The sequence below is a fragment of the Streptomyces sp. NPDC058664 genome (assembly GCF_042716635.1).
GTDB lineage: Bacteria > Actinomycetota > Actinomycetes > Streptomycetales > Streptomycetaceae > Streptomyces.
The window spans coordinates 57,031-79,261 of sequence record NZ_JBHXRW010000004.1; the positions used below are offsets into that span (position 1 = coordinate 57,031).

Here is a 22,231-nt window from a genome sequence, read left to right on the forward strand (position 1 = left end):
CGTCCTGGCCCGTGGTTCTCGTGGACGGCGAGGTCGTGCTCCGTCCGATAAGGATGCGCGACCACGCGGCCTGGCGGGAGGTGAACCGGCGCAACCGCGAGTGGCTGCGGCCCTGGGAGGCGACGGTTCCGCCGCCGGCCCCGGGGGGCCCGGTCGCCCGGCGGCCGACGTACCGTCAGATGGTCCGCCATCTGCGGTCGGAGGCGAACGCGGGCCGGATGCTGCCGTTCGTGATCGAGTACCGGGGGCGGCTCGTCGGCCAGTTGACGGTGGCCGGCATCACCTGGGGTTCGATGTGCTCGGGGCACGTGGGCTACTGGGTGGACAGCGAGGTGGCCGGGCGCGGGGTGATGCCGACGGCGGTCGCGCTCGCCGTCGACCACTGCTTCCGCGTGGTCGGGCTGCACCGGATGGAGGTGTGCATCCGCCCGGAGAACGGCCCTTCGCGCCGGGTCGTGGAGAAGCTCGGCTTCCGCGAGGAGGGGATGCGCCCCCGCTATCTCCACATCGACGGCGCGTGGCGGGACCATCTGGTCTTCGCGCTGACGGCGGAGGAGGTGCCGGAGGGGCTGCTGCGCCGCTGGCACCAGGCGAGAATAAAATAAATGTTCGAATTCGATCGGTAGTTGGCAGTCAATCGATCTGAACAATCACAAAAAACTTCAGTGATATCAGCCAGATCGTGCGACACACCGGGCCAATTGGCCGATGCCGTCACGCGAACCCCTCTACCGTGTGAAGCGTGAGCAGCAGCGGCCTCATCTACGCAGTCATCGTCGGGGCCTGGGCCGCCTACTTGGTACCGATGTGGCTCCGCAGGCAGGACGAGCTGAACGAAGCCCGTCCGACGGAACGCTTCAGCACCGCCATCCGGCTGCTTTCCGGACGGGCGGGCATGGAGCGCCGGTACGCCAAGGAGCTCAAGGAACGGGACCGAACGGCGGAGGGACCGACGCCCGACGTGGACCCGGACGCGACGACCGAGCATCTGAGCTCGGTCGACGTCCGGGCCTTCTCCGCGCCCGCGGCCAGGACCGAGGCGCGCCTGGAACTCCCGGCGCCGGAACCGGAACAGGCACCCCACTCGGCGCAGGCCCCGGCCCGCCCCGCCACGGGCGCCGCCGCCGAACGCGCCCGCCGTGGCAAGGTCCTCGCCCGCCGCCGCCGCACCACGACGCTCCTCTTCGCGGCCTTCACCCTCGGCGCGGTCGTCGCCGCCGTCGGCGGAATCGCCTTCCTCTGGGCGCCGGCCGTCCCGGCACTGCTCCTCAGCGCGTACATCGTGCACCTGCGGGTCCAGGAACGACGCCGCTTCGTGTACGTGATGGACCGGCGGCGCGCCGAAGCGGCGGCGGCCCGGCTCCGCGAGAGCAGGCGCCCGGCACCCACGCCCGAACCGTCGCCCGACGCCTCCCAGGCCCCCTCCCCGCAGGAGGCGGACCGGCGCGCCCTGGTCGAGCAGACCGACCACGCGGAGTGGGTCGACCAGCAGCGCGAGCGCGGCCCGGCCCGCGGCGACAGCTGGGACCCGGTCCCGGTCCCGCTCCCCACGTACGTCACCGCCCCGGTCGCCCCGCGCGCCACCAGCGGCATCGACATCACGGACCCGGAGACCTGGAGCGCGGCCCGCTCCTCCACGGCGGCCGACCCGGCCCCCGCCCCCGCACCGGCCCCCCGCCGGCGCGCCACCCCGCCCGGCCGCGGCCGCGACCACGGCCGCACCCCGCTCTTCGACCAGTACGCGGACGACGACCGCCCCCGCGCCGCCAACGAGTGACCCCGGCCGGGGCCGCGACGGCCCCCGGCTGACCTGCGGTGAAACGGATTTTTGCCTGAGCCGCTCGGGATGCTAATGTTTCACACGTCGCAAGGGCCTGTGGCGCAGTCTGGTAGCGCACCTCGTTCGCATCGAGGGGGTCTGGGGTTCAAATCCCCACAGGTCCACAGACACCGGGAATCCCGTCCGATCGCAAGATCGGGCGGGATTTTCGTCGTTCGCACGGGGTTCGTCCGCCGTCGCCGGCGGACGCCCCGTCAGTTCAGCGGCTTGGCGAAGCAGCGGCTGTTCTCGTAGTCGCGGTAGTGGCCGAACTTGACGCAGGGCTCGTAGCCGCTGGACGTGTAGAGGGCTATGGCCTCGGGCTGGGCGGTGCCCGTCTCCAGGACCATGCGGGTGCGGCCGGCCGCGCGGGCGTCGGCCTCCAGGGCGGCCAGGATGCGGCGGGCCAGGCCGAGGCCGCGGGCCTCGGGGACCACGTACATGCGCTTGAGCTCGGCGTCGCCGTCCTCGTAGCCCTGGTCGTTCTTGTCCTGGGTGCGCCAGCCGCCGCTGGCGACGGGGCGGTCCTCGGGGTCGTACGCGAGGAGGTAGAGACCGTGGGGCGGGACGAACATTCCGGCGTCCAGCGGTGTGACATCGCCCTCGTCGTCGTAGCGGACGGCGTACTCCGCCTGGACGGCGTCCTCCAGTTTGACGGCGTCGGGGTGGTCATAGGGCGTGGGCTGGATGTTCATGCGGAGCATCGTACATCTATGCGGACGTCGGGGTGTCGGTATTCTCCCGGGATGCTCACTGTCACGTCCGTGAATGTCAATGGACTCCGTGCCGCCGCCAAGAAGGGCTTCGTCGAGTGGCTGGCCGGGTCCTCCGCCGATGCCGTCTGCCTGCAGGAGGTACGCGCCGAGGAGGCGCAGCTGCCCGTCGAGGTGCGCGCGCCCGAGGGCTGGTTCACCGTCCACGCGCCCGCCGCCGCCAAGGGCCGCGCCGGCGTCTCCCTCTACACGCGGCGCGAGCCCGACCGGGTGCGCGTCGGCTTCGGGTCGAGCGAGTTCGACGGCAGCGGCCGGTACGTCGAGGCCGACCTGCCCGGCGTGACCGTCGCCAGCCTCTACCTGCCCTCCGGCGAGGTCGGCACCGAGCGCCAGGACGAGAAGTACCGGTTCATGGGCGAGTTCCTGCCGTACCTGAAGGAGCTCAGGGTCCGGGCCGCCGCCGACGGGCGCGAGGTCGTCGTCTGCGGCGACTGGAACATCGCCCACCGCGAGGCCGACCTCAAGAACTGGAAGGCCAACAAGAAGAACGCCGGCTTCCTGCCCGAGGAGCGGGAGTGGCTCGGGAGGGTGCTCGACGAGGGTGACGGGGGTTACGTCGACGTCGTGCGCGCGCTCCACCCCGAGCAGGAAGGGCCCTACTCCTGGTGGTCCTACCGCGGGCGCGCCTTCGACAACGACTCCGGCTGGCGCATCGACTACCAGATCGCCACCCCCGGCCTCGCCGCCAAGGCCGTGAAGGCGTACGTCGAGCGGGCCGCCAGCCACGGCGAGCGGTGGAGCGATCACGCGCCCGTCACCGCCGTCTACGAGATGTAGCCCATTTCCTCGCGGTACCGTGCTCCTGAATTGGCGGAACCGGGTGGGGGTCATCGTTGAGCGCGCGCATTCTCATCGCCGAGGACGACGAAAAGCAGTCGCGGCTGATTCGGATCTATCTGGAGCGGGAGGGAAATACCGTCCAGGTCGTCGCCGACGGGCGTTCCGCATTGGAACGGGTTCGCAGCGTACGGCCGGATCTTGTCGTTCTCGATGTGATGCTGCCTTTCGTCGACGGGCTCGACGTGTGCCGCATCCTGCGTTCCGAGGGATCCGACGTGCCCATCCTGCTGCTCACCGCGCGCAGCACCGAGGAGGACATGCTCCTCGGGCTCGACCTCGGCGCCGACGACTACCTCACCAAGCCGTACAGCCCCCGCGAGCTGACCGCCCGGGTCCGTGCCCTCCTCCGCCGGTCCCGGGCGAGCGGCGCCGCCGTCCGCGACGAGCCGCTGCGGGTGGGCGAGGTCGAGCTCGACACCGCCCGGTTCGAGGTGCGGGTCGCGGGCAGACCGGTCGCCCTCACCTCCAAGGAGTTCTCCCTTCTGGAGGTGCTGGCCCGCGAGCCCGGGCGGGTCTTCACCCGGGCGCAGATCATCGAGCGGGTCTTCGGCTTCGACAGCGACGTCCTGGAGCGCACCGTCGACGCCCACGTCCGCAACCTGCGGCTGAAGCTGGAGCCCGACCCGGCCCGCCCCCGCCACCTGGAGACCGTGTACGGGCGGGGATACCGCCTCTCGGACGGGGCGGGTACGTGAGCTTCCGGCTGCGGGTCTTCGCGCTCGTCCTGCTCGTCGCCGTGGCCGCCACCGCCGCCACCGCCTGGCTGACCCTGCGGCAGGTCACCGGTCAGCTCCGCGAGTCCGCCGCCGCCGACCGCCAGTCCGTCGCCCGGATCACCGGCGAGCTCCGCACGTACGGCGAGACCCACGGCACCTGGGACGGGGTCTCCGGCACCGTGCGCACCCTCAGCGAGGAGACCGGGCAGCGCATCCGCGTCGCCGTCGGAAGCCAGGGGCAGATCGCCGACTCCGACACGCTCCTCGGCCGGGACCCGCGCCCCGGCGGCACCGCGCCCCCGCTCCTCGTCGACCCCAGGCCCCGGCTGGAGATCCCCGCGAGCTTCGACCCCGGCTCGATGCGCAAGGTCACCGCCGCCATGATCGCGGTCTACGACTCCGGTGTGACGTACGCGGCCTGTCTGACCCGGGCCGGGCACACGATCGACGTCCTGCCCGGCAAGTTCGGGATCCCGGTCTTCCAGGACGGCGGGAAGGCCCCCGGCGGCCTGCCGGGCAGCGCCCCCTGCGCCCAGCCCGACGCCAGCCGGATGAGGCCCGCCGACACAGCCGCCGCCGACGCCTGTCGCGCGCCGCGGGCCGCGGAGGCGACCGCATGCCTGCGCCGGGTCTTCACCGAGCGCACCGCCGCCGTCGGCCCGCAGCCGCTGACCGTGCGTCTTGGCGCCGTCGACGACGCCGGGCAGACCCTCGCCGTCGGCCCGACCGTGCTCGTCGCCACCGGGGTCGCCGCCGCCGCGCTCGCCTGCGCGCTGCTTCTCAGCCGGGCCGTGCTCCGGCCCGTACGGGCCCTCACCGCGGCCTCCCGCGGGCTCGGGGAAGGCGATCTCGGGCGCCGGGTGCCCGCCTCGGGCCGGGACGAGATCGGGGAGCTCGGGCGGTCCTTCAACCGGATGGCCGGCTCCCTCCAGGACAGCGAGGAGCGGCAGCGCCGGCTCGTCGGGGACATCGCCCACGAGCTGCGCACCCCGCTCGCCAACCTGCGCGGCTATCTGGAGGCCCTCCAGGACGGGGTCGTCGAGGCCGACGCCGAGCTGTTCGACTCGCTCCACGAGGAGGTGCTGCTCCAGCAGCGGATCGTGGACGACCTCCAGGACCTGGCGCTCGCCGAGGCGGGCGCCCTCACGTACCACCGCAGGACGCTCGACGCGCGGGAGCTGGCCGAGGCCTGCCGGACCGCGCACAGCGCCCGGGGCGCGGCGGCCGGGGTAGCCCTGGAGGTGGTGGGCGCGGGGCCCGGCACCGTACGGCTGTACGGGGATCCGGACCGGCTGCGCCAGGCCCTCGGCAACCTCGTCGGCAACGCGATCCGGCACACCGCCCCCGGGGGCCGTGTGCGGCTCGAGGTGACCGAGGCGGACGAGATGGTGCGGATCGCGGTCGGGGACACCGGCAGCGGGATTCCGGCCGCCGACCTGCCGCGTCTCTTCGACCGCTTCTGGCGGGCGGACGCGGCCCGCGGGCGGGCCACCGGCGGCAGCGGGCTCGGTCTCTCCATCGCCCGGCAGATCGTGGCGGACCATCAGGGGGCCGTCGAAGTGACCTCCGAGGTGGGCGTGGGGTCCGTGTTCACGGTGGTGCTGCCGGCCCCGCGGGGCGGGGCCGGCAGCGGGGTGCGGAATCAGCACTGAACGTTGGATCCGTAGTTGTTCAGCAGGCTGTCCTTGATCCAGCCGGAGACGCCGGTGCTGTTGTCACGGACGTGCGACCACGTGCCGTTCTGGCCGTTCACCCAGCAGTGCAGGGTGAGGCTGTGACTCGCCTGCGCCTGGCCGACCGAGGTGCAGTCGGTCGTCGGGCCGGTGCGGATGTTGACGTAGTTCGTGTTGGTGCTGCCGCCACGGCCGTCCTTGTTGGACCAGCCGGGGTTGGAGCAGGCGGCGGTGCCTTCCGGCGCGGCCACGGCCGCCGTGGTCGGCAGCACGAGGCCGCCGGTGGCCGCGACGGCGCCGAGGGCCACCGCGGCGAGCTTCGTCCGAAGACGCATCGATCTCTCCTGAACTCCTGGTCGTTCCCGTCCGGCGTCGTGCCGGACGGGCCGGTTCGTTCGAGTGCGGAGAAAGAATTGCCCGGGGGAGAGAAGGCGTTCAATGGGCGGACGCGGTGTCGGCTGCTTTTGGATGGTGGGAATCGGGAAGTATTTCAGGACTATTGCGTGGGGCCCCGAAACGTCCGCCCGTCTTCCGGTCGATGGAATTCCGGAGCCGTGACGGGCGGACGGACGCCCGTGAATTGCCTTCCGCTCCAGCGGATTTCCCGATTCCTGTCCGGGGAGAACGACGAGAAGCGGCCAACCGGGTCCGGGGCGGTGCCGGGGACAGGTTGGCCGTTTCCCGGCGCCGTGTCCGGCGGTGTGCCAGGTGCCGTGTCCGGCGGTGTGTCAGGTGCCCGCCAGGGCCACCGTCGGGGCCAGGCGGCTCGCCCGTACCGCCGGGTAGAGGCCCGCGAGCACGCCGATCGCCAGCGTGGCCCCCACCCCCGCCGCCGTCGCCCACACCGGGACCACCGTCGGCCACCCCCTGCTCAGGGCGTACGCCGCCGTGATCACCGTCCCCAGGACCGTGCCGCCGAGGCCGCCGATCACCGACAGCAGCAGCGACTCGGTGACGAACTGGACGCGGATCTGGCCCCGGGTCGCCCCGAGCGCCCGGCGCAGCCCGATCTCGGGGCGGCGCTCCAGGACGGAGATCACCATCGTGTTGCCGACGCCGACCCCGCCGACGAGCAGCGCCACCCCGCCGAGCCCGAGGAGCAGACCGGTGAGCGCCGACTCGGTGGCCTCGCGGGCCGCGAGCGCGTCCGAGGGACGGGACACCTGCACCTCGCCGGGGTTCGCCGGGTTCGCGGTGGCCGGGAGCACCGCCCGTACCGCCGCGACGGCGCTGTCCTCGGTGCGTACGTACACCGTCGACGGATGTCCGTCGAACCGCAGATACGTCCGGGCCGCCTCCCGGCCGACGAGCGCCGCCCCGTCCAGCTCGGGAGCCAGGGGCACGGGGTCGAGGACGCCGACCAGGGAGAACCAGTGCCCGCCCAGCCAGACCCGGGTGCCCGGGGTGTACACGTCGAGCCGCTGGGCGGCCGTCGCGCCGAGCACCACCGCCGGGTAGCGCGCGGTCGCCGCGTCCAGCCAGCGGCCCCTGCGGATCTGGCCGCCGACCGCCGGGAGCAGCCCGTCGTCGGCCGCCAGGACGGCGAGGGAGCCGGTGCGGCCGACGGCGATCTTCTCGTTGCGGTAGATCTTCGCCTCGGTCGCGCCGGTGGCGGCGACCTCACGGACCGGCGGGACGCGGCCGATCATGGCCACCGCCTCCATCGGGAGCTTCGTCTTCTGCCCGCCGAGCGTGGCGCCCGGCGCGACCCGCAGCAGATTGGTGCCGAGCGCGTCGAGCCTGCGGTCCACCTCCGCCTGGCCCGAGCCGGAGATGCCGACCACCGCGATCATGGCGGCGACGCCGATCGCGATGCCGAGCGCGGAGAGGAACACCCGCAGCGGGCGGGTGCGCAGGCCGGTGCCGCCGAGGCGGATCACGTCGGCGGGGCGCAGCCGGGCCGGGCGGAGCGTGGTGCCCTTGTTCAGTGGGCTTCTTCTGTCGTGCTTCCGGGGGGCGGGGATCATCCGGGCGCTCCGATCGCGGTCTCCGTGGCGGTGTCGGCGACCACCCGGCCGTCCCGCATCTCGATGCGGCGGGGCAGCGCGGCCGCGATCTCCCGGTCGTGGGTGATGACCACGACGGTCGTACCGGCCGCGTGCAGCTCGCGCAGGAGCGCCAGGACCGCCGCTCCCGAGGCGGAGTCCAGGTTTCCGGTGGGTTCGTCGGCGAGCAGCACCGCCGGCCCGCCGACCACCGCCCGTGCCACCGCGACGCGTTGGCGTTCGCCGCCCGACAGCTGGTGCGGGAGGTGGTGGACGCGGTGGCTGAGACCGACCCTGGCCAGGGCGGCGGCGGCGCGGGCGCGGCGGCGGCGCGGCGGGGCCCCTGCGTAGAGGAGGCCGTCCGCGACCGAGTCCAGGACCGGGACGCCGACCGCCAGGTGGAACTGCTGGAAGACGAAGCCGATCCGGGTGGCCCGCAGCGCGGAGACCTCCCGGTCCGTCAGGGCGGCGACGTCGTGCCCGTCGACCAGGACGTGGCCCGCCGTGGGGCGGTCGAGACTGCCCATCAGGTTCAGCATGCTGGACTTGCCGGAGCCCGACGGGCCGACGATCGCGACGAGTTCGCCGCGCCGGATGCGCAGGCTCACGTCCCGGACCGCCGCGACCCCGCCCGGGTACGTCTTCGAGACCTCGCGGAACTCCACGACGGGGGTGTCGGGTTCGCCGCTCACTGGGGGATCCTCACCTTCAGGCCCTCGCGGAGATTCGGGCCGCTCACCTCCACCAGGCCGTCGGCGAAGAGGCCCGTCCGGGCCGCGACGAAGCGGCCGTCCTCGGTCTCCAGGCCGTGCCCGCCCTCGGCGAGCGCCACCAGGGCGGCCACCGGGACGGCCAGGACGTCCTCACGCTTCCTGCCCACGTACTCGACGCTGACCGGGCCGCTCTCCAGGCGGCCCAGGGCCCGCTGGTCGGCGACGGTGATCGTGACCGGGACCGTCGGGGGAGCGCCGCCCGTGCCCTCGCCCTCGGGTGCGGTCGCCTGCCTGCCCACCGTCGCGACCCTGCCCCTCACCGGGCTTCCGTCGGGCAGGCCGACGGTGACGTCGGTGCCGCGCACGGCCCAGGAGGCTTCGAGCGCCGAGGCGTTGACGACGACCTTGCGGGACGTGCCGGTGTAGGTGAGGACGTTGTCGCCGGCCGCGGCGCCGAGCCGGACGCCCGCCTGGCCGAGGCGCACCCGGGCGGAGGCGTACACGATGTCGCCGAGGCCGATGCGGCCGGTCTCGGGCACGCCGAGCGCCTTCTGCCAGCGCTTGACGGCCCGTTCGGTGGCGGTCGTGAACTTCTCGTCGACCGTGAAGCCCTCGTAGCCGAGCGCGGCGAGGTTCGACTCGAACTGGAGGACGTCCATGCCGCGGAGCGGTTGCGGGGACGTGGGGGCCGGCGGGACCGTCGAGGCCGGCGGGATCGTCGGGTTCGTCGGGTTCGCCGGGGGTGGGGCCGTGTCGGTGTCGGAGCCCTTGCTTCCGGCGCCCCCCGGCGCCGGTGGCGTGGGGGATCCGGTGTCCGGGGTCGCCGTGGACGCCGTCATTCCCAGCTCGCGGTACATCGGCAGCGTCCCGTAGAGCAGCACCACCGGCCGGTCGTCCACCCGCAGCACCGTGTCACCGCGCTCGGCGGTCGCGCCCGCCTCCGGGAGCCAGGTGACGGTGCCGGTCGCCTTCACCGGCAGCGGCACCTCCGTCCCGTACCCCAGAGTGCCCTCGACCTTGGTCCGTTCGACCAGGGTGGTGCGGGTGACGGCGACCGTGGAACCCGCCCTCGGCGGGGCCGCGGGGCCCTCGTCCCCGCCGCCGCCGAGGCCGAGCGCGCCGACCACGGCGACCGCCGTGACCACGGTGAAGGCCGTGGCGACGAGGACGGTACGGCTCCGCCGCCGGCCGGGCGCGCGCGGGGGAGCCGTACCCTCCCGCACCGGTTCCGCCTCCGCGCCGTCGCCCGGGTCCGGCTCCGTGTCGGTGTCCGTGAACATGCCGCTCATCGATCAGCCCTTGCCCGGGCCCTGCTCGACCGGGTCGCCGATGATCGGGGCGCAGGTGCGGGAGGCCTGCTTGGCGGCGGCCGTGGTCGAGTCCCACTGGGGGTCCCCGTACACGTTGCCGTCGGGGGCGGGGTCGGGGAAGTCGGGGGCGCCGTTCTTCTGCATGCAGTCGGCGAACGCGAACTGGGTCTTGATCTGCTCGGGGGTGAGCTTGGGCGCCAGCCTTCGCTCGATCTCCTCGGGGACCGGCGGGCTGAGCGGAGAGCACTTCTCCGAGGCCTTGAGGAAGGCCGGGTTCTTCTTGAGGGCCGCGCTGTCGCCGAAGTCGACCTGGCCGTTCGCGTCGGGGTCGGGCGCGTCGACGCCGTTCTCGCGCAGGCACTTCACCCAGGCGCGCCGGGCCTCGACGTACGCGGCGACCCCGTCCTTGCCCGAGCCGCCGGCGGTCGTGCCCGCCCCCGTACCGGCGGGCGCGGTGGCGTCACCGGCCGTCGGGATCCTGCCTGCCTCGTCGCTCGCGCCGCCGCAGCCGGTCAGCGCGAACGCCACGACCGAAGCCGCCGCGACGGCCAGCATCCGTGTGGTCCTCATCGGTTCTCCCGTTCCTCGGTGGGTGGGGCGACCGTAGGACGGGGGTGATGAAGAACCGTTGAAGAACCTGTCAGGCGATCATGAGGCCGGATCCCCGGGGGCGGCCGGGCGCAGCCGTCGGTCGAGCGCCATCGACAGTTCGGCCTCCACCACGCTCTTGGCGAGCGGGCGCAGCCTCCAGAGGTCGTCCTCGGCCGCGTGGGTGCGCAGCAGTTCGGTGAAGAGCTCCGCGAGGGCTTCGGCGTGCTCGCGGACGCGGGCGCCGGCCTTGAGGACCTCGGCGAGCGGGACGCCCTCGCGGACGAGGGCGGCGGAGACGTCGAGCAGGCGGCGGCTGATGTGGACGATCTCCTCGCCGTCGGTGGCGAGGTAGCCGAGGTCGAGGGCGGCGGCGAGGTTCTCCGGGGTGACCTCGCCGGCGAAGTGGTCGGCGAGCTCCTCGGGGGTGAGGCGGACGGGCTCCTCCTCGCTGGGGGAGTCGAGGGCGAGGACCTCGCGGACGTTGCGGCCGCTCTCGAAGGCGCTGGTGAGGTCGGCGATGCCGGTGAGGGTGTGGCCGCGCTCCAGGAGGGCGGCGATGGTGCGCAGCCGGGCCAGGTGCTGTTCGTCGTACCAGGCGATCCGGCCCTCGCGGCGGGGCGGGGGGATCAGGCCGCGCTCGCGGTAGAAGCGCAGGGTGCGCACGGTGATGCCGGCGGCGGCCGCCAGCTCGTCCATGCGGTACTCGCGTACGCCCTCGTGCGTCTCGCGCGGGGGCTCGTGCGGGGGTGCGCCCGCGTCCGCGCGCCCGCTCTCGCGTACGCCCGTGTGTGCGCCCCTGCCGGGTCCCGGTCCTTCGCCTGATCCTTCAGCCACGCACGCCAGCCTATGTTGTACCGCCGGTAACTTTCCCTCGCCGTACCCCTACCGCTCGGTATGGAGCTGCTCTACAGTCCCGACTGTGCCAGTGATTGCTGGCGTGATTGGCCGGGTGTACGGGAGGCGGCATGGCGAAGCACGAGCACGTACGGGTGGCGGTGATCGGATCGGGATTCGGTGGCCTCGGCGCCGCGGTCCGGCTGCGCCGCGAGGGAATCACCGACTTCGTGGTCCTGGAACGGGCCGACTCCGTGGGCGGCACATGGCGGGACAACAGCTACCCCGGCTGCGCCTGCGACGTCCCCTCCCACCTCTACTCCTTCTCCTTCGCGCCCAACCCCGACTGGCCGCGGACCTTCTCCGGACAGCGCCACATCCGCGCCTACCTGGAGCATGTCACGGACACCTTCGGGCTCCGTCCCCACCTCCGGCTGAACCACGAGGTGCTTCGGATGGCGTGGGACGCCGAGGCGCTCCGCTGGGAGATCGAGACCAGCGAGGGCGCCTTCAGCGCCGATGTCGTCGTCTCCGCGACCGGGCCGCTCTCCGACCCCAAGATCCCCGACATCCCGGGGCTCGCCGACTTCCCCGGCAGGGTCTTCCACTCGGCCCGCTGGGACCACGACTACGACCTCACCGGCAAGCGCGTCGCCATGATCGGCACCGGCGCCTCCGCCATCCAGATCGTGCCGGCGATCCAGCCGCAGGTCGGGAAGCTGACGCTGTTCCAGCGCACGCCCCCGTGGGTGATGCGCCGCATGGACCGGGCCATCAGCGGCCCCGAACGCTGGCTCCACCGCACCCTGCCCGTCACCGGCACCCTCCGCCGCGGCCTGCTCTGGGGCATCCGCGAACTCCAGGTCGGCGCCTTCACCAAGCACCCGAACGAGCTCGGGCTCGTCGAGCGGCTCGCCAAGGCCAACATCGCCAAGTCCATCAAGGACCCGGCGCTGCGGGCCAAGCTGACCCCCTCGTACCGCATCGGCTGCAAGCGGATCCTGCTCTCCAGCACCTACTACCCGGCGGTCGCGCAGCCCAACGTCGACGTCGTCGCCTCCGGTCTGCGCGAGGTCCGCGGCTCGACCGTGGTCGCCGCCGACGGCACCGAGACCGAGGTCGACGCGATCGTCTTCGGCACCGGCTTCCACGTCACCGACATGCCGATCGCCGAGCGGGTCGTCGGCGCGGAGGGGAAGACCCTCGCCGAGAGCTGGAAGGGCGGCATGGAGGCGCTGCGCGGCGCCACCGCCGCCGGCTTCCCCAACTTCATGACGGTCATCGGCCCCAACACGGGCCTCGGGAACTCCTCGATGATCCTGATGATCGAGTCCCAGCTGAACTACATGGCCGACTACCTGCGCCAGCTCAACGTGCTGGGAGGGCGCGCCGCCCTCGCCGTCCGGCCCTCCGCCGTCAACGCCTGGAACCGCAAGGTGCAGACCCGGATGGAGCGGACCGTGTGGAAGGCGGGCGGCTGCGAGAGCTGGTACCTCGACGCCAACGGCCGCAACACCACGCTGTGGCCGGGCACCACGGGCGAGTTCCGGCGCGAGACCCGGCAGGTCGACCTCTCCGAGTACGAGGTGATCCGCGCGCCCAGGCCGGCGAAGCCCGCCGTCGGGGAACCCGCCGCCCCGAAGACCCGTACCGCCTCCCGCAAGCAGGAGGCCGCCCAGTGAGCCGGCACCTGACCTCGCTGCCCGTGTCCCGCGAACTCACCGCCGTCTCCGCCGACGGCGCCCGGATCCACGTCGAGGTGTACGGCCCCGAGGGCGCCCCCGCCGTCGTCCTGGCCCACGGCTGGACCTGCTCGACCACCTTCTGGGCCGAGCAGATACGGGCGCTCGCCGCCGACCACCGGGTCATCGCCTACGACCAGCGCGGCCACGGCCGTTCCCCGGTGCCCGGCCCCGGCGGGTACTCCACGACGGCGCTCGCCGACGACCTGGAGGCCGTGCTCGCGGCCACCCTCGGCCCCGGCGAACGGGCCGTCCTGGCCGGGCACTCCATGGGCGGCATGACGATCATGGCGGCCGCCGGGCGCCCCGGCTTCCGGCAGCACGCCGCCGCCGTCCTGCTCTGCTCCACCGGGCCCTCCCGGCTGACGGCCGAGGCCACCGTCGTACCACTGCGGCCGGGCGGTCTGCGCAGCCGGCTCACCAAGGCGGCCCTGGGCGCGAAGGCGCCGCTCGGGCCGGTCAACGCCGTCTCGAAGCGGATCCTCAAGTACGCGACGATGGGACCGGGATCGGCGCCCGAGCGGGTCGACGCCTGCGCGCGGATCGTGCACGCCTGCCCGCGCACCTCCCGGTTCGGCTGGTCGCAGGTCCTGGCCGGGCTCGACCTCGGAGCGGGACTGCGGGAGCTGCGGCTGCCCGTGGCGGTGCTCGTCGGCACCGCCGACCGGCTCACCCCGGCCGTCCACTCCCGCGCGATGGCGGAGGCGCTGCCGCACTGCACGGGCCTCGTCGAACTGGCCGGCATGGGCCACATGACACCGGTGGAGGCCCCGGAGGCCGTCACCGCGCAGATCCGCGAACTGACCCTCACGTACCTGGGCGTGAAGGACACCGAGGAGGCAGAGGCATGAGCAGGGTGAGTCTGGAAGGACAGGTCGCGGTCGTCACCGGAGGCGCGCGCGGGGTCGGTGAACTCCTCGCCCGCAAGCTCTCCGCGCGCGGCGCGCGGATCGCGCTCGTCGGCCTGGAACCGGAGCAGCTCAAGGAGGTCGCCGGGCGGCTGCACACCGAGGCCGACTGGTGGCACGCCGACGTCACCGACCACGAGGCGATGGCGAAGGTCGCGGCCGAGGTGAAGGAGCGGTTCGGCAAGGTCGACATCGTCGTCGCCAACGCCGGTGTGGCGGCGGGCGGTCCGTTCGTCGACTCCGACCCGGCCGCCTGGCGGCGGGTCATCGAGGTCAACCTGATCGGCGGCGCGGTGACGGGCCGGGCGTTCCTGCCGGTCCTCATGGAGTCCCGGGGGTACTTCCTCCAGATCGCCTCGCTCGCCGCCCTCACCCCGGCCCCGATGATGACGGCGTACTGCGCCTCCAAGTCGGGCGTCGAGGCCTTCGCGCACAGCCTGCGCGCCGAGGTGGCGTACAAGGGGGTGAAGGTCGGCGTCGGCTATCTCTCCTGGACCGACACGGACATGGTGCGGGGCGCCGACCAGGACGACGTGATGCGGGAACTGCGGCAGCGGCTGCCGTGGCCCTCGAACCGCACCTACCCCCTCGGCCCGGCCGTCGACCGGATCGTGGCGGGCATCGAGCGCCGCTCGGCCCATGTGTACGCGCAGTGGTGGCTGCGCGGGATGCAGTCGGTCCGCGGCTACCTGCCCGGTCTCATCGCCACGGTCGGACAGCGCGAGATGAGGCGCTTCGAGCCCCGGCTCGGCTCGGTGTCGAAGGGACTGGTGGGCGCGGGCGGAGCGGCCGACGAGCAGGCACGGACGGAGCGGGCCTGACGGCCGGTGTTCACGCTCCGTGACTGATCGACATGCGCGGCGTGTTCGCTCGTGCAACGCTGGTCGTGGCCCGAGGGGGCACGAAGTCCCCTCTCCACACAGCCTTCTAGGAGTGAAATTCCATGGGCATGCAGGACCAGTTCAAGGACAAGGCGGCGCAGGCGAAGCAGCAGGCCAAGGAGGCCATGGGCAAGGCGAAGGACGAAGCGTCCTCCCGCGCCTCCCAGGGCCGCGAGCGCTCCGACGACGCGAGCCGCAGGGGTCAGCAGGACGCCCGGGACCGCCTGGACCAGGACCGCCTGGACCAGGAGCGCGCCGACCGGGAGCGCATCGGCCGCGAGTCCGGCATCTGACCCGGAGTTTCCCCGGCGAAGGCGCACCCGCGACACCGGGTGCGCCTTCGCACGTGCGTACGTACAGGCGGGTGGCCCGGCTCCGTCGGGCGACGCCGCCATTCGCGCGGACGGCACCGGGCCGAAAAGTCGTACGCGCCGGGCGGCGGATCTTCGTACGGTGGCCACCATGGCCGTACTTGAGCGACTCCGATCCGACCACGCCCCCGCCCTGCTCGTCTTCGAGCGGGAGAACCGGGAGTACTTCGCCGCGTCCGTGCCCGACCGGGGGGACGCGTACTTCAGCGGGTTCGAGGAGCGGCACCGGGCGCTGCTCGACGAGCAGGAGACCGGGGCGATCCACTTCCACGTGCTGGTGGGGGAGGGCGGGGAGATCCTCGGGCGGTTCAATCTGGTCGACGTCGCCGACGGGGGCGCCGAACTCGGGTACCGGGTGGCCGAGCGGGCGACCGGGCGCGGGGTGGCGACGGCCGGGGTGCGGGAGGTGTGCCGGCTGGCGCGCGAGGAGTACGGGCTGAGCCGGCTGACCGCCGTCACGACCCTCGACAACGAGGGGTCGAGGGCCGTGCTCGGACGGGTCGGCTTCGGCGCGGTCGGCAGCGTGACGATCGACGGACGGGCGGGGACCTCGTACGAGCTGGACCTCGGAGGCCTCCAGGGCGTGTCCGGCGGATCAGGGCCCGGGGTCTAGGCGGTCTCCTCCGTGGTCCCGTTCTCCCTCGGTGGCAGTTTCGGGCGGGAGCGGTCCGGGAGGTCCTCGTAGCCGGGAGGGCTCGCCGCCGGGGTCTCCGTGAGGAGCGCGAGGGCGACGTGGACCGCGTCGTCGAGCTGGGCGTGGCGGCCCTCGGCCCAGTCGAGGGGGGTGCGGAGGATCGCGAGGTCGGGTTCGACGCCGTGGTTCTCCAGGGACCAGCCGTACTCGGGGAACCAGGCAGCGTTCATCGGGACGGTGATCTGGGTGCCGTCGCCGAGCCGGTGGCGGCCGGTCATGCCGACGACACCGCCCCAGGTGCGCTGGCCGACGACGGGTCCGAGGCCGAGGAGCTTGAAGGCGGCGGTGATCATGTCGCCGTCCGACGAGGTGGCCTCGTCGGCGAGGGCGACGACGGGGCCGCGCGGGGCGTTGGAGGCGTAGGCGACGGGCTGGGCGTTCCGGGTGAGGTCCCAGCCGAGGATCCGGCGGGTGAGCTTCTCGATGACGAGTTCGCTGATGTTGCCGCCCGCGTTGCCGCGCACGTCGACGATGAGGGCGGGCCGGGAGACCTCCATGCGCAGGTCGCGGTTGAACTGGGCCCAGCCGGAGCCGCCCATGTCGGGGATGTGGAGGTAGCCGCAGCGGCCGCCGCTGACCTCCCGGACGACCGCCCGGCGTTTGGCGACCCAGTCCTGGTAGCGCAGCGGGCGTTCGTCGACGAGGGGGACGACGGCGACGCGGCGGGCGCGTCCCTCGCCCTCGGCGGGGGTGAAGGTGAGCTCGACGGTGGTGCCGCCGGTGCCGGAGAGCAGCGGGTACGGGCCGGTGACCGGGTCGACGGGCCGGCCGTCGACATGGGTGAGGACGGCGCCCTCGCGGATGCCGGTGCCGGCGAGCGGGGAGCGGGCCTTGGAGTCGGACGACTCGCCGGGCAGGATCCGCTTCACCGTCCAACCGGCCTCGCGGGGTACGAGGTTGGCGCCGAGGAGTCCCATGGGCCGTTGGTAGTGCGGCGGGCCCTCGTTGCGGCGGGCGGGCGTCACGTACGCGTGGGAGGTGCCCAGTTCGCCCATCACCTCCCGCAGCAGGTCGGCGAACTCGTCGGGGGACGCGACCCGTTCGACGAGCGGCCGGTACTGGTCGAGGACGGCCGTCCAGTCGACCCCGCCCATGCCGGGCTCCCAGAAGTAGGCGCGGACGATCCGGCCGGCCTCGTCGAAGGCCTGCCGCCACTCGGCGCCCGGGTCGGCCTCGTGGAGGATGCGCCGCAGGTCCAGGTAGACGGTGGAGTCGCCGTCCCCGGGCTCGGTGGCGGGCACGGCCCGCAGTTCGCCCTCGTCGGCGACGACGATCCGGGTGCCGTCGCCGCTGACCGAGAACCAGTCGAGGTCCTTGGCGAGTTCGCTCTTGCGGGCCTTGACGATGGAGAAGTGCTCCAGGGTGGGGCGGCCCGAGGTGTCGGCCGGGTTGGCGAAGGTCTCGCCGAGCGCGCCCGAGATGGGCCAGCGCAGCCAGACCAGGCCGCCGCCGCTGACCGGGTGCAGGGCGGAGTACTTGGAGGCGGCGACGGGGAACGGGGTGACCCGCTCGGCGAGCCCCTCGATCTCGACGGTGACGGTGCCGTCGCCGGTGTCCGTGTCGTCGTCGGCGGGGTCGAGGCCGCCGGCCGCCGGGCGCCCGTCGGGGAGCAGCGCGAACGGAGAGGGCGTGGCGGAGGACAGCGGCACGAGGTAGGGCCGGCAGCCGAGCGGGAACGACAGGTCGCCGGTGTGCACGTCGTACACCGGGTCGAAGCCCCGCCAGGAGAGGAAGGCGAGGTAGCGGCCGTCGCGGGTGAAGACGGGGTTCTCGTCCTCGAAGCGCCCGTTGGTGACGTCGACGACGGTCCGGGCGCCGGGTCCCGCGATGCGGGCCATCTTGATGGAACGCAGGGAGCGGCCGATGCCGGGGTGGGACCAGGTGAGCCAGGCGCCGTCGGGGGAGAAGGCGAGGTCGCGGACGGGGCCGTTGACCGAGCGGATCAGCTCGGTCAGCTCGCCGTCGGAGTCCTCCGACGCGTCGAGCAGGAGGAGCCGTCCGTCGTGGGAGGCGATGGCGAGGCGTTCGCCCGCGGAGTCGGCGACGAGTTCCTCGACCCGGCCGAGGTCGCCGGAGGCGAGCCGGCGCGGCGGCCGGTCGCCGCTGGCGCGCGGCAGATAGCCGACCTCGACGGCGTCCTCGCCCTCGGCGTCGGTGACGTACGCGACCTGGCCGCCGCTGCCGAGCATCTCGGGGAGCCGGACGCGGACGCCCGGCTCGTCGATGATCGTGCGGGCCGGGCCGTCGCGGTGCGTCAGCCAGTACAGGCTGCCGCGTACGGAGACGGCGCTGGCGCGGCCGGTCTCGTCGACGGACAGCGCGTCGATGTGATGGGCGGCGGGCACCTGGTAGGCGCGCCGGCCGACGCGCTGGCCGCCGAGCCGTACCTCCAGTTTCCGGGGCCGGGAGTCGGCGGTGAGGGCGTCGACGATCCACAGGTCGCCCGCGCACTGGTAGACGACCCGGCGTCCGTCGCTGGAGGCGTGCCGGGCGTAGAAGTCGTCGTGGTCGGTGTGGCGGCGCAGGTCGGTGCCGTCGGGCAGGCAGGAGTACAGGTTGCCGATGCCCTCGTGGTCGGAGAGGAACGCGATCCGGCCGTCGACGGCCATGGGCGAGTCGAGGTGGCCGCCGATGTCGGGCAGCAGCCGTTCGCCGTGCAGCCAGAGCCGTCCGGTGGCGCCGCCGAGGTACCGCTTCCAGGCGGCCGGCTCGTGCGGCGGCTTCCCGGTGAGGAGGAGGGTGCGGCGCTCCCCCTCGCGGCCTTCGGGGCCGTCGATGACGGTGATGTCGGAGACCGGGCCCCAGGGCAGGCGCTTGCCGGGGGAGCCGTCGGTGGGGACGTCGTAGGCCCAGGAGTAGTACGAGAAGGGCTGGCCGTGCGAGGAGACGGCGAGGATGTCGGAGCGGCCGTCCTTGTCGGGGGGCGTCCAGCCGCAGACCCGGGTGTCGGTGGAGCCCCAGTAGGTGAGCCGCCGGGCGGTCCCGCCGTCTATGGGGACGAGATGGATCTCGGGGTCGAGGCTGCGCCAGTTCGTGTACGCGATGTGGCGCCCGTCGGGCGAGAAGCGCGGGTGGCCGACCCGGGTCCGGTCGACCGTGAGCCGCCAGGCCCGGCCGGGGCGGTCGCCCTCGGGGACGAGCGGGGCGATCCACAGATCGTCCTCGGCGGCGAAGCACAGCAGGTCGTCGTGGAGGTGCGGAAAACGGAGGTACGCGACGTCGTGGCTCACCTCTTCATGCTTTCCGCGCGGAGGGGGTGAGGCAACTCGTACGTGTATGCGGGCGTCTTCCGAGGCGTGAAGCCGAAGGTGGCCCGCTGTGGCCCAGGACACGTACGAAACGGTTTCGTTTCGATGGGGTCGGGGGTATCTTCGTACTGTACGAAACCGTTTCGTTCGACTCGGAGGCCGGTTCATGGCACGCAGCAGACTCACTCCCGAGCGGGAGTCCGAGCTGTACGGGGCCGTGCTCGACCTCCTCCGCGAAGTCGGCTACGACGCCCTCACCATGGACGCCGTCGCCGCCCGCACCCACTCCAGCAAGGCCACCCTCTACCGCCAGTGGGGGAGCAAGCCCGAGCTGGTCGCCAGGGCGCTGCGCCACAACAAGCCGGCCGACCTCTCCGAGATCGACACCGGCTCGCTGCGCGGCGACTTCCACGAGTTGATGACACGGACCGACGACTGCCAGATGGAGAAGGACTCCGCGCTGATGCGGGGTCTGGCCCATGCCGTCCACACCAACCCCGAACTGCACCGGGCGCTGCGCGAGCTGCTCATCGAACCCGAGATGAACGGCCTCGACGAAGTGCTGCGCCGAGCGGTCCGCAGGGGAGAGGTCGACGCCGCCAACCCGGCGCTGAAGCTCATTCCCCACATGCTGATCGGTGCGTTCGTCGCCAGACCGCTGATCGACGACCAGCCGGTCGACCGCGCGTTCCTCAGTGCCTACGTCGACGCCGTCGTGCTCCCCTCACTCGGCGTCTGAACCGCAGAAGCACCGCGGGGCTCCGGAAGTCCTGAGCTCCAGAAGCACCGCAGAAGTACCGAGCTCAGAAGTCCTGAGCTCCAGAAGTACCGCAAGACCCTTTCTCCACCTGACGTCGAACCGCTCACGCCGTCGGGCCGGCTCCCCATGCCCTGTCCCACCCACAATGGGAGTACGCCCCCGTGGCCACGTTCCTGTACAAGCTCGGCCGTTCCGCCTTCCGGCGCCGACGGCTCGTCGCCCTCCTCTGGGTGGCCCTCCTGGCGATCGCCGGGATCGGCGCCGCCACCGCACCCGCCGCCACCTCCAGCTCCTTCTCGATCCCGGGCACCGAGGCCCAGCGCGCCTTCGACCTGCTCGAAGAGCGCTTCCCGGGCGCCGGTGCCGACGGGGCCACCGCCCGCGTCGTCTTCAAGGCCCCCGAGGGCCGGAAGATGACCGACCCGGCCCACAAGGCCGTCGTCGAGGAGACCGTCGCCGCGCTGAAGTCCGGCTCGGACCAGATCGTCTCGGTCGCCGACCCGTACGCCGCGCAGGCCGTGTCCCGGGACGGCTCCACCGCCTACGTCTCCGTCGCCTACAAGGTCAACGCGATGGAGCTGACCGACGAGACGCGCGAGGCCCTCACCCGGGCCGGGCAGAACGCCCAGGGCAAGGGGCTGACCGTCGAGGTCGGCGGTGACGCCCTCCAGACCATGCCGGCCACCGGCGCGGGCGAGATCGTCGGCGTGGTCATCGCCGGCATCGTGCTCGTCCTGACCTTCGGCTCGCTCGTCGCCGCCGGACTCCCGCTGCTCACGGCGATCATCGGCGTCGGCATCGGCGTCTCGTCGATCACGGCGCTCGCCAACGTCCTCGACCTCGGCAACACCACCTCCACCCTCGCGATGATGATCGGCCTCGCGGTCGGCATCGACTACGCCCTCTTCATCGTCTCCCGCTACCGCGCGGAGCTCGCCGAGGGCCGCGACAAGGAGGACGCCGCGGGCCGCGCGGTCGGCACGGCCGGCTCCGCCGTCGTCTTCGCCGGACTCACCGTCGTCATCGCCCTGGTCGGCCTGGCCGTCGTCAACATCCCGATGCTGACGAAGATGGGCTTCGCCGCCGCCGGCACGGTCGTGATCGCCGTACTGATCGCACTCACCCTGATCCCCGCCATGCTCGGCTTCGCCGGCGACAAGGTCATCGGCCGCAAGCAGCGCAAGGGCACCGCGAAGGGCGCCGCTTCCCGGGCCGACAAGCCCAACGGCGGCACCCGCTGGGCCCGCTTCGTCATCCGCCGCCCCGTGATGGTGCTGGTCGTCGGCGTCCTCGGACTCGGTGCGATCGCGCTGCCCGCCGCCTCCCTGGAGATGGGCCTCCCGGACGACGGCGTCAAGCCGACCTCCACCAGCGAGCGCCGGGCGTACGACGCGCTCTCGGACGGCTTCGGTCCCGGCTTCAACGGCCCGCTGCTCGTCGTCGTCGACGGCGACAAGGCGACCGCCGACCGGACGGTCTCCACGATCAAGGGTCTCGAAGGCTGGGCGGCGGTCACCCCGGCGACCCCGAACAAGGCCGGCGACGCCGCCATGATCACCGTGGTCCCGAAGGACCGGCCGTCCTCGGTCGCCACCGAGAGCCTCGTCCACGACATCCGGGACGCCACCGGGGACGACGTCCTCGTCACCGGCGCCACCGCGATGAACATCGACTTCTCGCAGAAGATGAACGATGCCCTGGTGCCCTACCTGGCCCTCGTCGTCGGCCTGGCCTTCCTGCTCCTGACCGTGGTCTTCCGCTCGATCCTCGTCCCCCTGAAGGCGGCCCTCGGCTTCCTGCTCTCGGTGGTCGCGGCCCTCGGCGCGGTCGTCGCGGTCTTCCAGTGGGGCTGGCTCGGAAGCCTCTTCGGGGTCGAGCAGACCGGCCCGATCATGTCGATGATGCCGATCTTCATGGTGGGCGTCGTCTTCGGTCTCGCGATGGACTACGAGGTCTTCCTCGTCACCCGCATGCGCGAGGCGTACGTCCACGGGGAGCGGCCCGGCGAGGCGATCGTGACCGGCTTCCGGCACAGCGCCCGGGTGGTCACCGCCGCCGCGGTGATCATGATCGCGGTCTTCTCGGGCTTCATCGGCATGACGGACCAGATGATCAAGATGATCGGCTTCGGCCTGGCCGTCGCGGTCCTCTTCGACGCCTTCGTGGTCCGGATGGCGATCGTCCCGGCCGTGCTCGCGCTCCTCGGGCACAAGGCCTGGTGGCTGCCGAAGTGGCTGGACCGGATCCTGCCGAACGTGGACGTCGAGGGCGAGGGCCTCGCGAAGCACGCCGGGGCCGGGGCCGCCGACCCGAAGCCGGACCTCGTGAAGGTCTGATCGCCGGACCTGGTGAAGGTCTGATCGCCGGACCCGT

At 72.9% G+C, this 22,231-nt stretch carries 20 protein-coding genes and 1 tRNA gene; 13 read left to right on the forward strand and 8 right to left on the reverse strand.

Translation table 11 applies throughout. The features are described from left to right. The first annotated feature begins 11 nt into the window (after positions 1 to 11). The 3 genes from ACFWUY_RS04875 to ACFWUY_RS04885 all read left to right on the forward strand — a co-directional run bounded on the left by ACFWUY_RS04875 (position 12) and on the right by ACFWUY_RS04885 (position 1,944). On the forward strand, positions 12 to 605 hold the full coding sequence (locus tag ACFWUY_RS04875) for a GNAT family N-acetyltransferase (protein WP_384102029.1): 594 nt from the start codon (positions 12 to 14) through the stop codon (positions 603 to 605). A gap of 137 nt (positions 606 to 742) precedes the next feature. Next, positions 743 to 1,777, forward strand: a complete 1,035-nt coding sequence (glpR, locus tag ACFWUY_RS04880; protein ID WP_384102031.1) for a gephyrin-like molybdotransferase receptor GlpR — start codon at positions 743 to 745, stop codon at positions 1,775 to 1,777. Positions 1,778 to 1,870: 93 nt separating this feature from the next. Continuing rightward, a tRNA-Ala gene (locus ACFWUY_RS04885) sits at positions 1,871 to 1,944 on the forward strand. Positions 1,945 to 2,034: 90 nt separating this feature from the next. Here the strand turns inward: ACFWUY_RS04885 and ACFWUY_RS04890 are convergent. Further along, positions 2,035 to 2,514 (reverse strand): GNAT family N-acetyltransferase, encoded by a 480-nt coding sequence (locus tag ACFWUY_RS04890; protein ID WP_384102033.1) that lies wholly within the window; start codon positions 2,512 to 2,514, stop codon positions 2,035 to 2,037. 51 nt (positions 2,515 to 2,565) lie between these two features. On the opposite strand from ACFWUY_RS04890, the gene ACFWUY_RS04895 reads away from it, so the two are divergent. Genes ACFWUY_RS04895 through ACFWUY_RS04905 form a run of 3 tightly spaced genes read left to right on the forward strand, consistent with a single transcriptional unit; the run spans position 2,566 to position 5,800 of the window. Continuing rightward, positions 2,566 to 3,369 carry an exodeoxyribonuclease III gene (locus ACFWUY_RS04895; protein ID WP_384102035.1) on the forward strand — a complete coding sequence of 268 codons (804 nt, stop codon included), beginning with the start codon at positions 2,566 to 2,568 and terminating at the stop codon, positions 3,367 to 3,369. A gap of 56 nt (positions 3,370 to 3,425) precedes the next feature. Further along, a complete protein-coding gene (locus tag ACFWUY_RS04900; protein WP_384102037.1) occupies positions 3,426 to 4,127 on the forward strand; it encodes a response regulator transcription factor in 702 nt (233 codons plus the stop codon). Then, positions 4,124 to 5,800: a sensor histidine kinase gene (locus tag ACFWUY_RS04905; RefSeq protein WP_384102039.1), complete on the forward strand. Its 1,677-nt coding sequence runs from the start codon at positions 4,124 to 4,126 to the stop codon at positions 5,798 to 5,800. The genes ACFWUY_RS04900 and ACFWUY_RS04905 overlap by 4 nt, the downstream gene beginning before the upstream one ends. On the opposite strand, the gene ACFWUY_RS04910 is transcribed toward ACFWUY_RS04905, so the two are convergent. The 6 genes from ACFWUY_RS04910 to ACFWUY_RS04935 all read right to left on the reverse strand — a co-directional run bounded on the left by ACFWUY_RS04910 (position 5,791) and on the right by ACFWUY_RS04935 (position 11,116). After that, on the reverse strand, positions 5,791 to 6,156 hold the full coding sequence (locus ACFWUY_RS04910) for an SH3 domain-containing protein (protein WP_384102041.1): 366 nt from the start codon (positions 6,154 to 6,156) through the stop codon (positions 5,791 to 5,793). The genes ACFWUY_RS04905 and ACFWUY_RS04910 overlap by 10 nt on opposite strands. A gap of 393 nt (positions 6,157 to 6,549) precedes the next feature. After that, positions 6,550 to 7,788, reverse strand: a complete 1,239-nt coding sequence (locus ACFWUY_RS04915; protein ID WP_384102043.1) for an ABC transporter permease — start codon at positions 7,786 to 7,788, stop codon at positions 6,550 to 6,552. Further along, positions 7,785 to 8,498, reverse strand: a complete 714-nt coding sequence (locus tag ACFWUY_RS04920; RefSeq protein WP_384102045.1) for an ABC transporter ATP-binding protein — start codon at positions 8,496 to 8,498, stop codon at positions 7,785 to 7,787. Before ACFWUY_RS04920 ends, ACFWUY_RS04915 begins: the two co-directional genes overlap by 4 nt. Further along, complete coding sequence (locus tag ACFWUY_RS04925) at positions 8,495 to 9,808, reverse strand: peptidoglycan-binding protein (protein WP_384102047.1); 1,314 nt, start codon at positions 9,806 to 9,808, stop codon at positions 8,495 to 8,497. The genes ACFWUY_RS04920 and ACFWUY_RS04925 overlap by 4 nt, the downstream gene beginning before the upstream one ends. A gap of 3 nt (positions 9,809 to 9,811) precedes the next feature. Further along, positions 9,812 to 10,399 (reverse strand): hypothetical protein, encoded by a 588-nt coding sequence (locus ACFWUY_RS04930; protein ID WP_384102049.1) that lies wholly within the window; start codon positions 10,397 to 10,399, stop codon positions 9,812 to 9,814. Between the two features lie 78 nt (positions 10,400 to 10,477). Further along, positions 10,478 to 11,116, reverse strand: coding sequence for a MerR family transcriptional regulator (locus tag ACFWUY_RS04935; protein WP_384102396.1), 639 nt, complete (start codon positions 11,114 to 11,116; stop codon positions 10,478 to 10,480). Between the two features lie 269 nt (positions 11,117 to 11,385). On the opposite strand from ACFWUY_RS04935, the gene ACFWUY_RS04940 reads away from it, so the two are divergent. The 5 genes from ACFWUY_RS04940 (at position 11,386) to ACFWUY_RS04960 (ending at position 15,769) form a co-directional block, all read left to right on the forward strand. Beyond that, positions 11,386 to 12,936, forward strand: a complete 1,551-nt coding sequence (locus ACFWUY_RS04940; RefSeq protein WP_384102051.1) for a flavin-containing monooxygenase — start codon at positions 11,386 to 11,388, stop codon at positions 12,934 to 12,936. Continuing rightward, positions 12,933 to 13,847 (forward strand): alpha/beta fold hydrolase, encoded by a 915-nt coding sequence (locus ACFWUY_RS04945; protein ID WP_384102053.1) that lies wholly within the window; start codon positions 12,933 to 12,935, stop codon positions 13,845 to 13,847. The genes ACFWUY_RS04940 and ACFWUY_RS04945 overlap by 4 nt, the downstream gene beginning before the upstream one ends. Beyond that, on the forward strand, positions 13,844 to 14,725 hold the full coding sequence (locus tag ACFWUY_RS04950; RefSeq protein ID WP_384102055.1) for an SDR family oxidoreductase: 882 nt from the start codon (positions 13,844 to 13,846) through the stop codon (positions 14,723 to 14,725). Before ACFWUY_RS04945 ends, ACFWUY_RS04950 begins: the two co-directional genes overlap by 4 nt. A gap of 122 nt (positions 14,726 to 14,847) precedes the next feature. Continuing rightward, positions 14,848 to 15,078, forward strand: a complete 231-nt coding sequence (locus tag ACFWUY_RS04955) for a hypothetical protein (RefSeq protein WP_384102057.1) — start codon at positions 14,848 to 14,850, stop codon at positions 15,076 to 15,078. Positions 15,079 to 15,247: 169 nt separating this feature from the next. After that, complete coding sequence (locus tag ACFWUY_RS04960) at positions 15,248 to 15,769, forward strand: GNAT family N-acetyltransferase (RefSeq protein WP_384102059.1); 522 nt, start codon at positions 15,248 to 15,250, stop codon at positions 15,767 to 15,769. Here the strand turns inward: ACFWUY_RS04960 and ACFWUY_RS04965 are convergent. Beyond that, entirely contained in the window at positions 15,766 to 19,080 is a 3,315-nt protein-coding gene (locus ACFWUY_RS04965; RefSeq protein ID WP_384102061.1) for a S41 family peptidase, read from the reverse strand. The genes ACFWUY_RS04960 and ACFWUY_RS04965 overlap by 4 nt on opposite strands. A gap of 184 nt (positions 19,081 to 19,264) precedes the next feature. On the opposite strand from ACFWUY_RS04965, the gene ACFWUY_RS04970 reads away from it, so the two are divergent. Both ACFWUY_RS04970 and ACFWUY_RS04975 read left to right on the forward strand, forming a co-directional pair. Beyond that, positions 19,265 to 19,837, forward strand: coding sequence for a TetR/AcrR family transcriptional regulator (locus tag ACFWUY_RS04970; RefSeq protein ID WP_384102063.1), 573 nt, complete (start codon positions 19,265 to 19,267; stop codon positions 19,835 to 19,837). A 182-nt stretch (positions 19,838 to 20,019) separates the two neighbouring features. Continuing rightward, positions 20,020 to 22,194 (forward strand): MMPL family transporter, encoded by a 2,175-nt coding sequence (locus tag ACFWUY_RS04975; RefSeq protein WP_384102065.1) that lies wholly within the window; start codon positions 20,020 to 20,022, stop codon positions 22,192 to 22,194. Positions 22,195 to 22,231: the final 37 nt, after the last annotated feature.

Coding starts and splice junctions, on each gene's coding strand:
- ACFWUY_RS04890 (WP_384102033.1), bottom strand. CDS start 2,514: ATGAACATCCAGCCCACGCCCTATGACCACCCCGACGCCGTCAAACTG.
- ACFWUY_RS04960 (WP_384102059.1), top strand. CDS start 15,248: ATGGCCGTACTTGAGCGACTCCGATCCGACCACGCCCCCGCCCTGCTC.
- ACFWUY_RS04955 (WP_384102057.1), top strand. CDS start 14,848: ATGGGCATGCAGGACCAGTTCAAGGACAAGGCGGCGCAGGCGAAGCAG.
- ACFWUY_RS04895 (WP_384102035.1), top strand. CDS start 2,566: ATGCTCACTGTCACGTCCGTGAATGTCAATGGACTCCGTGCCGCCGCC.
- ACFWUY_RS04970 (WP_384102063.1), top strand. CDS start 19,265: ATGGCACGCAGCAGACTCACTCCCGAGCGGGAGTCCGAGCTGTACGGG.
- ACFWUY_RS04930 (WP_384102049.1), bottom strand. CDS start 10,399: ATGAGGACCACACGGATGCTGGCCGTCGCGGCGGCTTCGGTCGTGGCG.
- ACFWUY_RS04910 (WP_384102041.1), bottom strand. CDS start 6,156: ATGCGTCTTCGGACGAAGCTCGCCGCGGTGGCCCTCGGCGCCGTCGCG.
- ACFWUY_RS04940 (WP_384102051.1), top strand. CDS start 11,386: ATGGCGAAGCACGAGCACGTACGGGTGGCGGTGATCGGATCGGGATTC.
- ACFWUY_RS04950 (WP_384102055.1), top strand. CDS start 13,844: ATGAGCAGGGTGAGTCTGGAAGGACAGGTCGCGGTCGTCACCGGAGGC.
- ACFWUY_RS04925 (WP_384102047.1), bottom strand. CDS start 9,808: ATGAGCGGCATGTTCACGGACACCGACACGGAGCCGGACCCGGGCGAC.
- ACFWUY_RS04935 (WP_384102396.1), bottom strand. CDS start 11,116: ATGGACGAGCTGGCGGCCGCCGCCGGCATCACCGTGCGCACCCTGCGC.
- ACFWUY_RS04915 (WP_384102043.1), bottom strand. CDS start 7,788: ATGATCCCCGCCCCCCGGAAGCACGACAGAAGAAGCCCACTGAACAAG.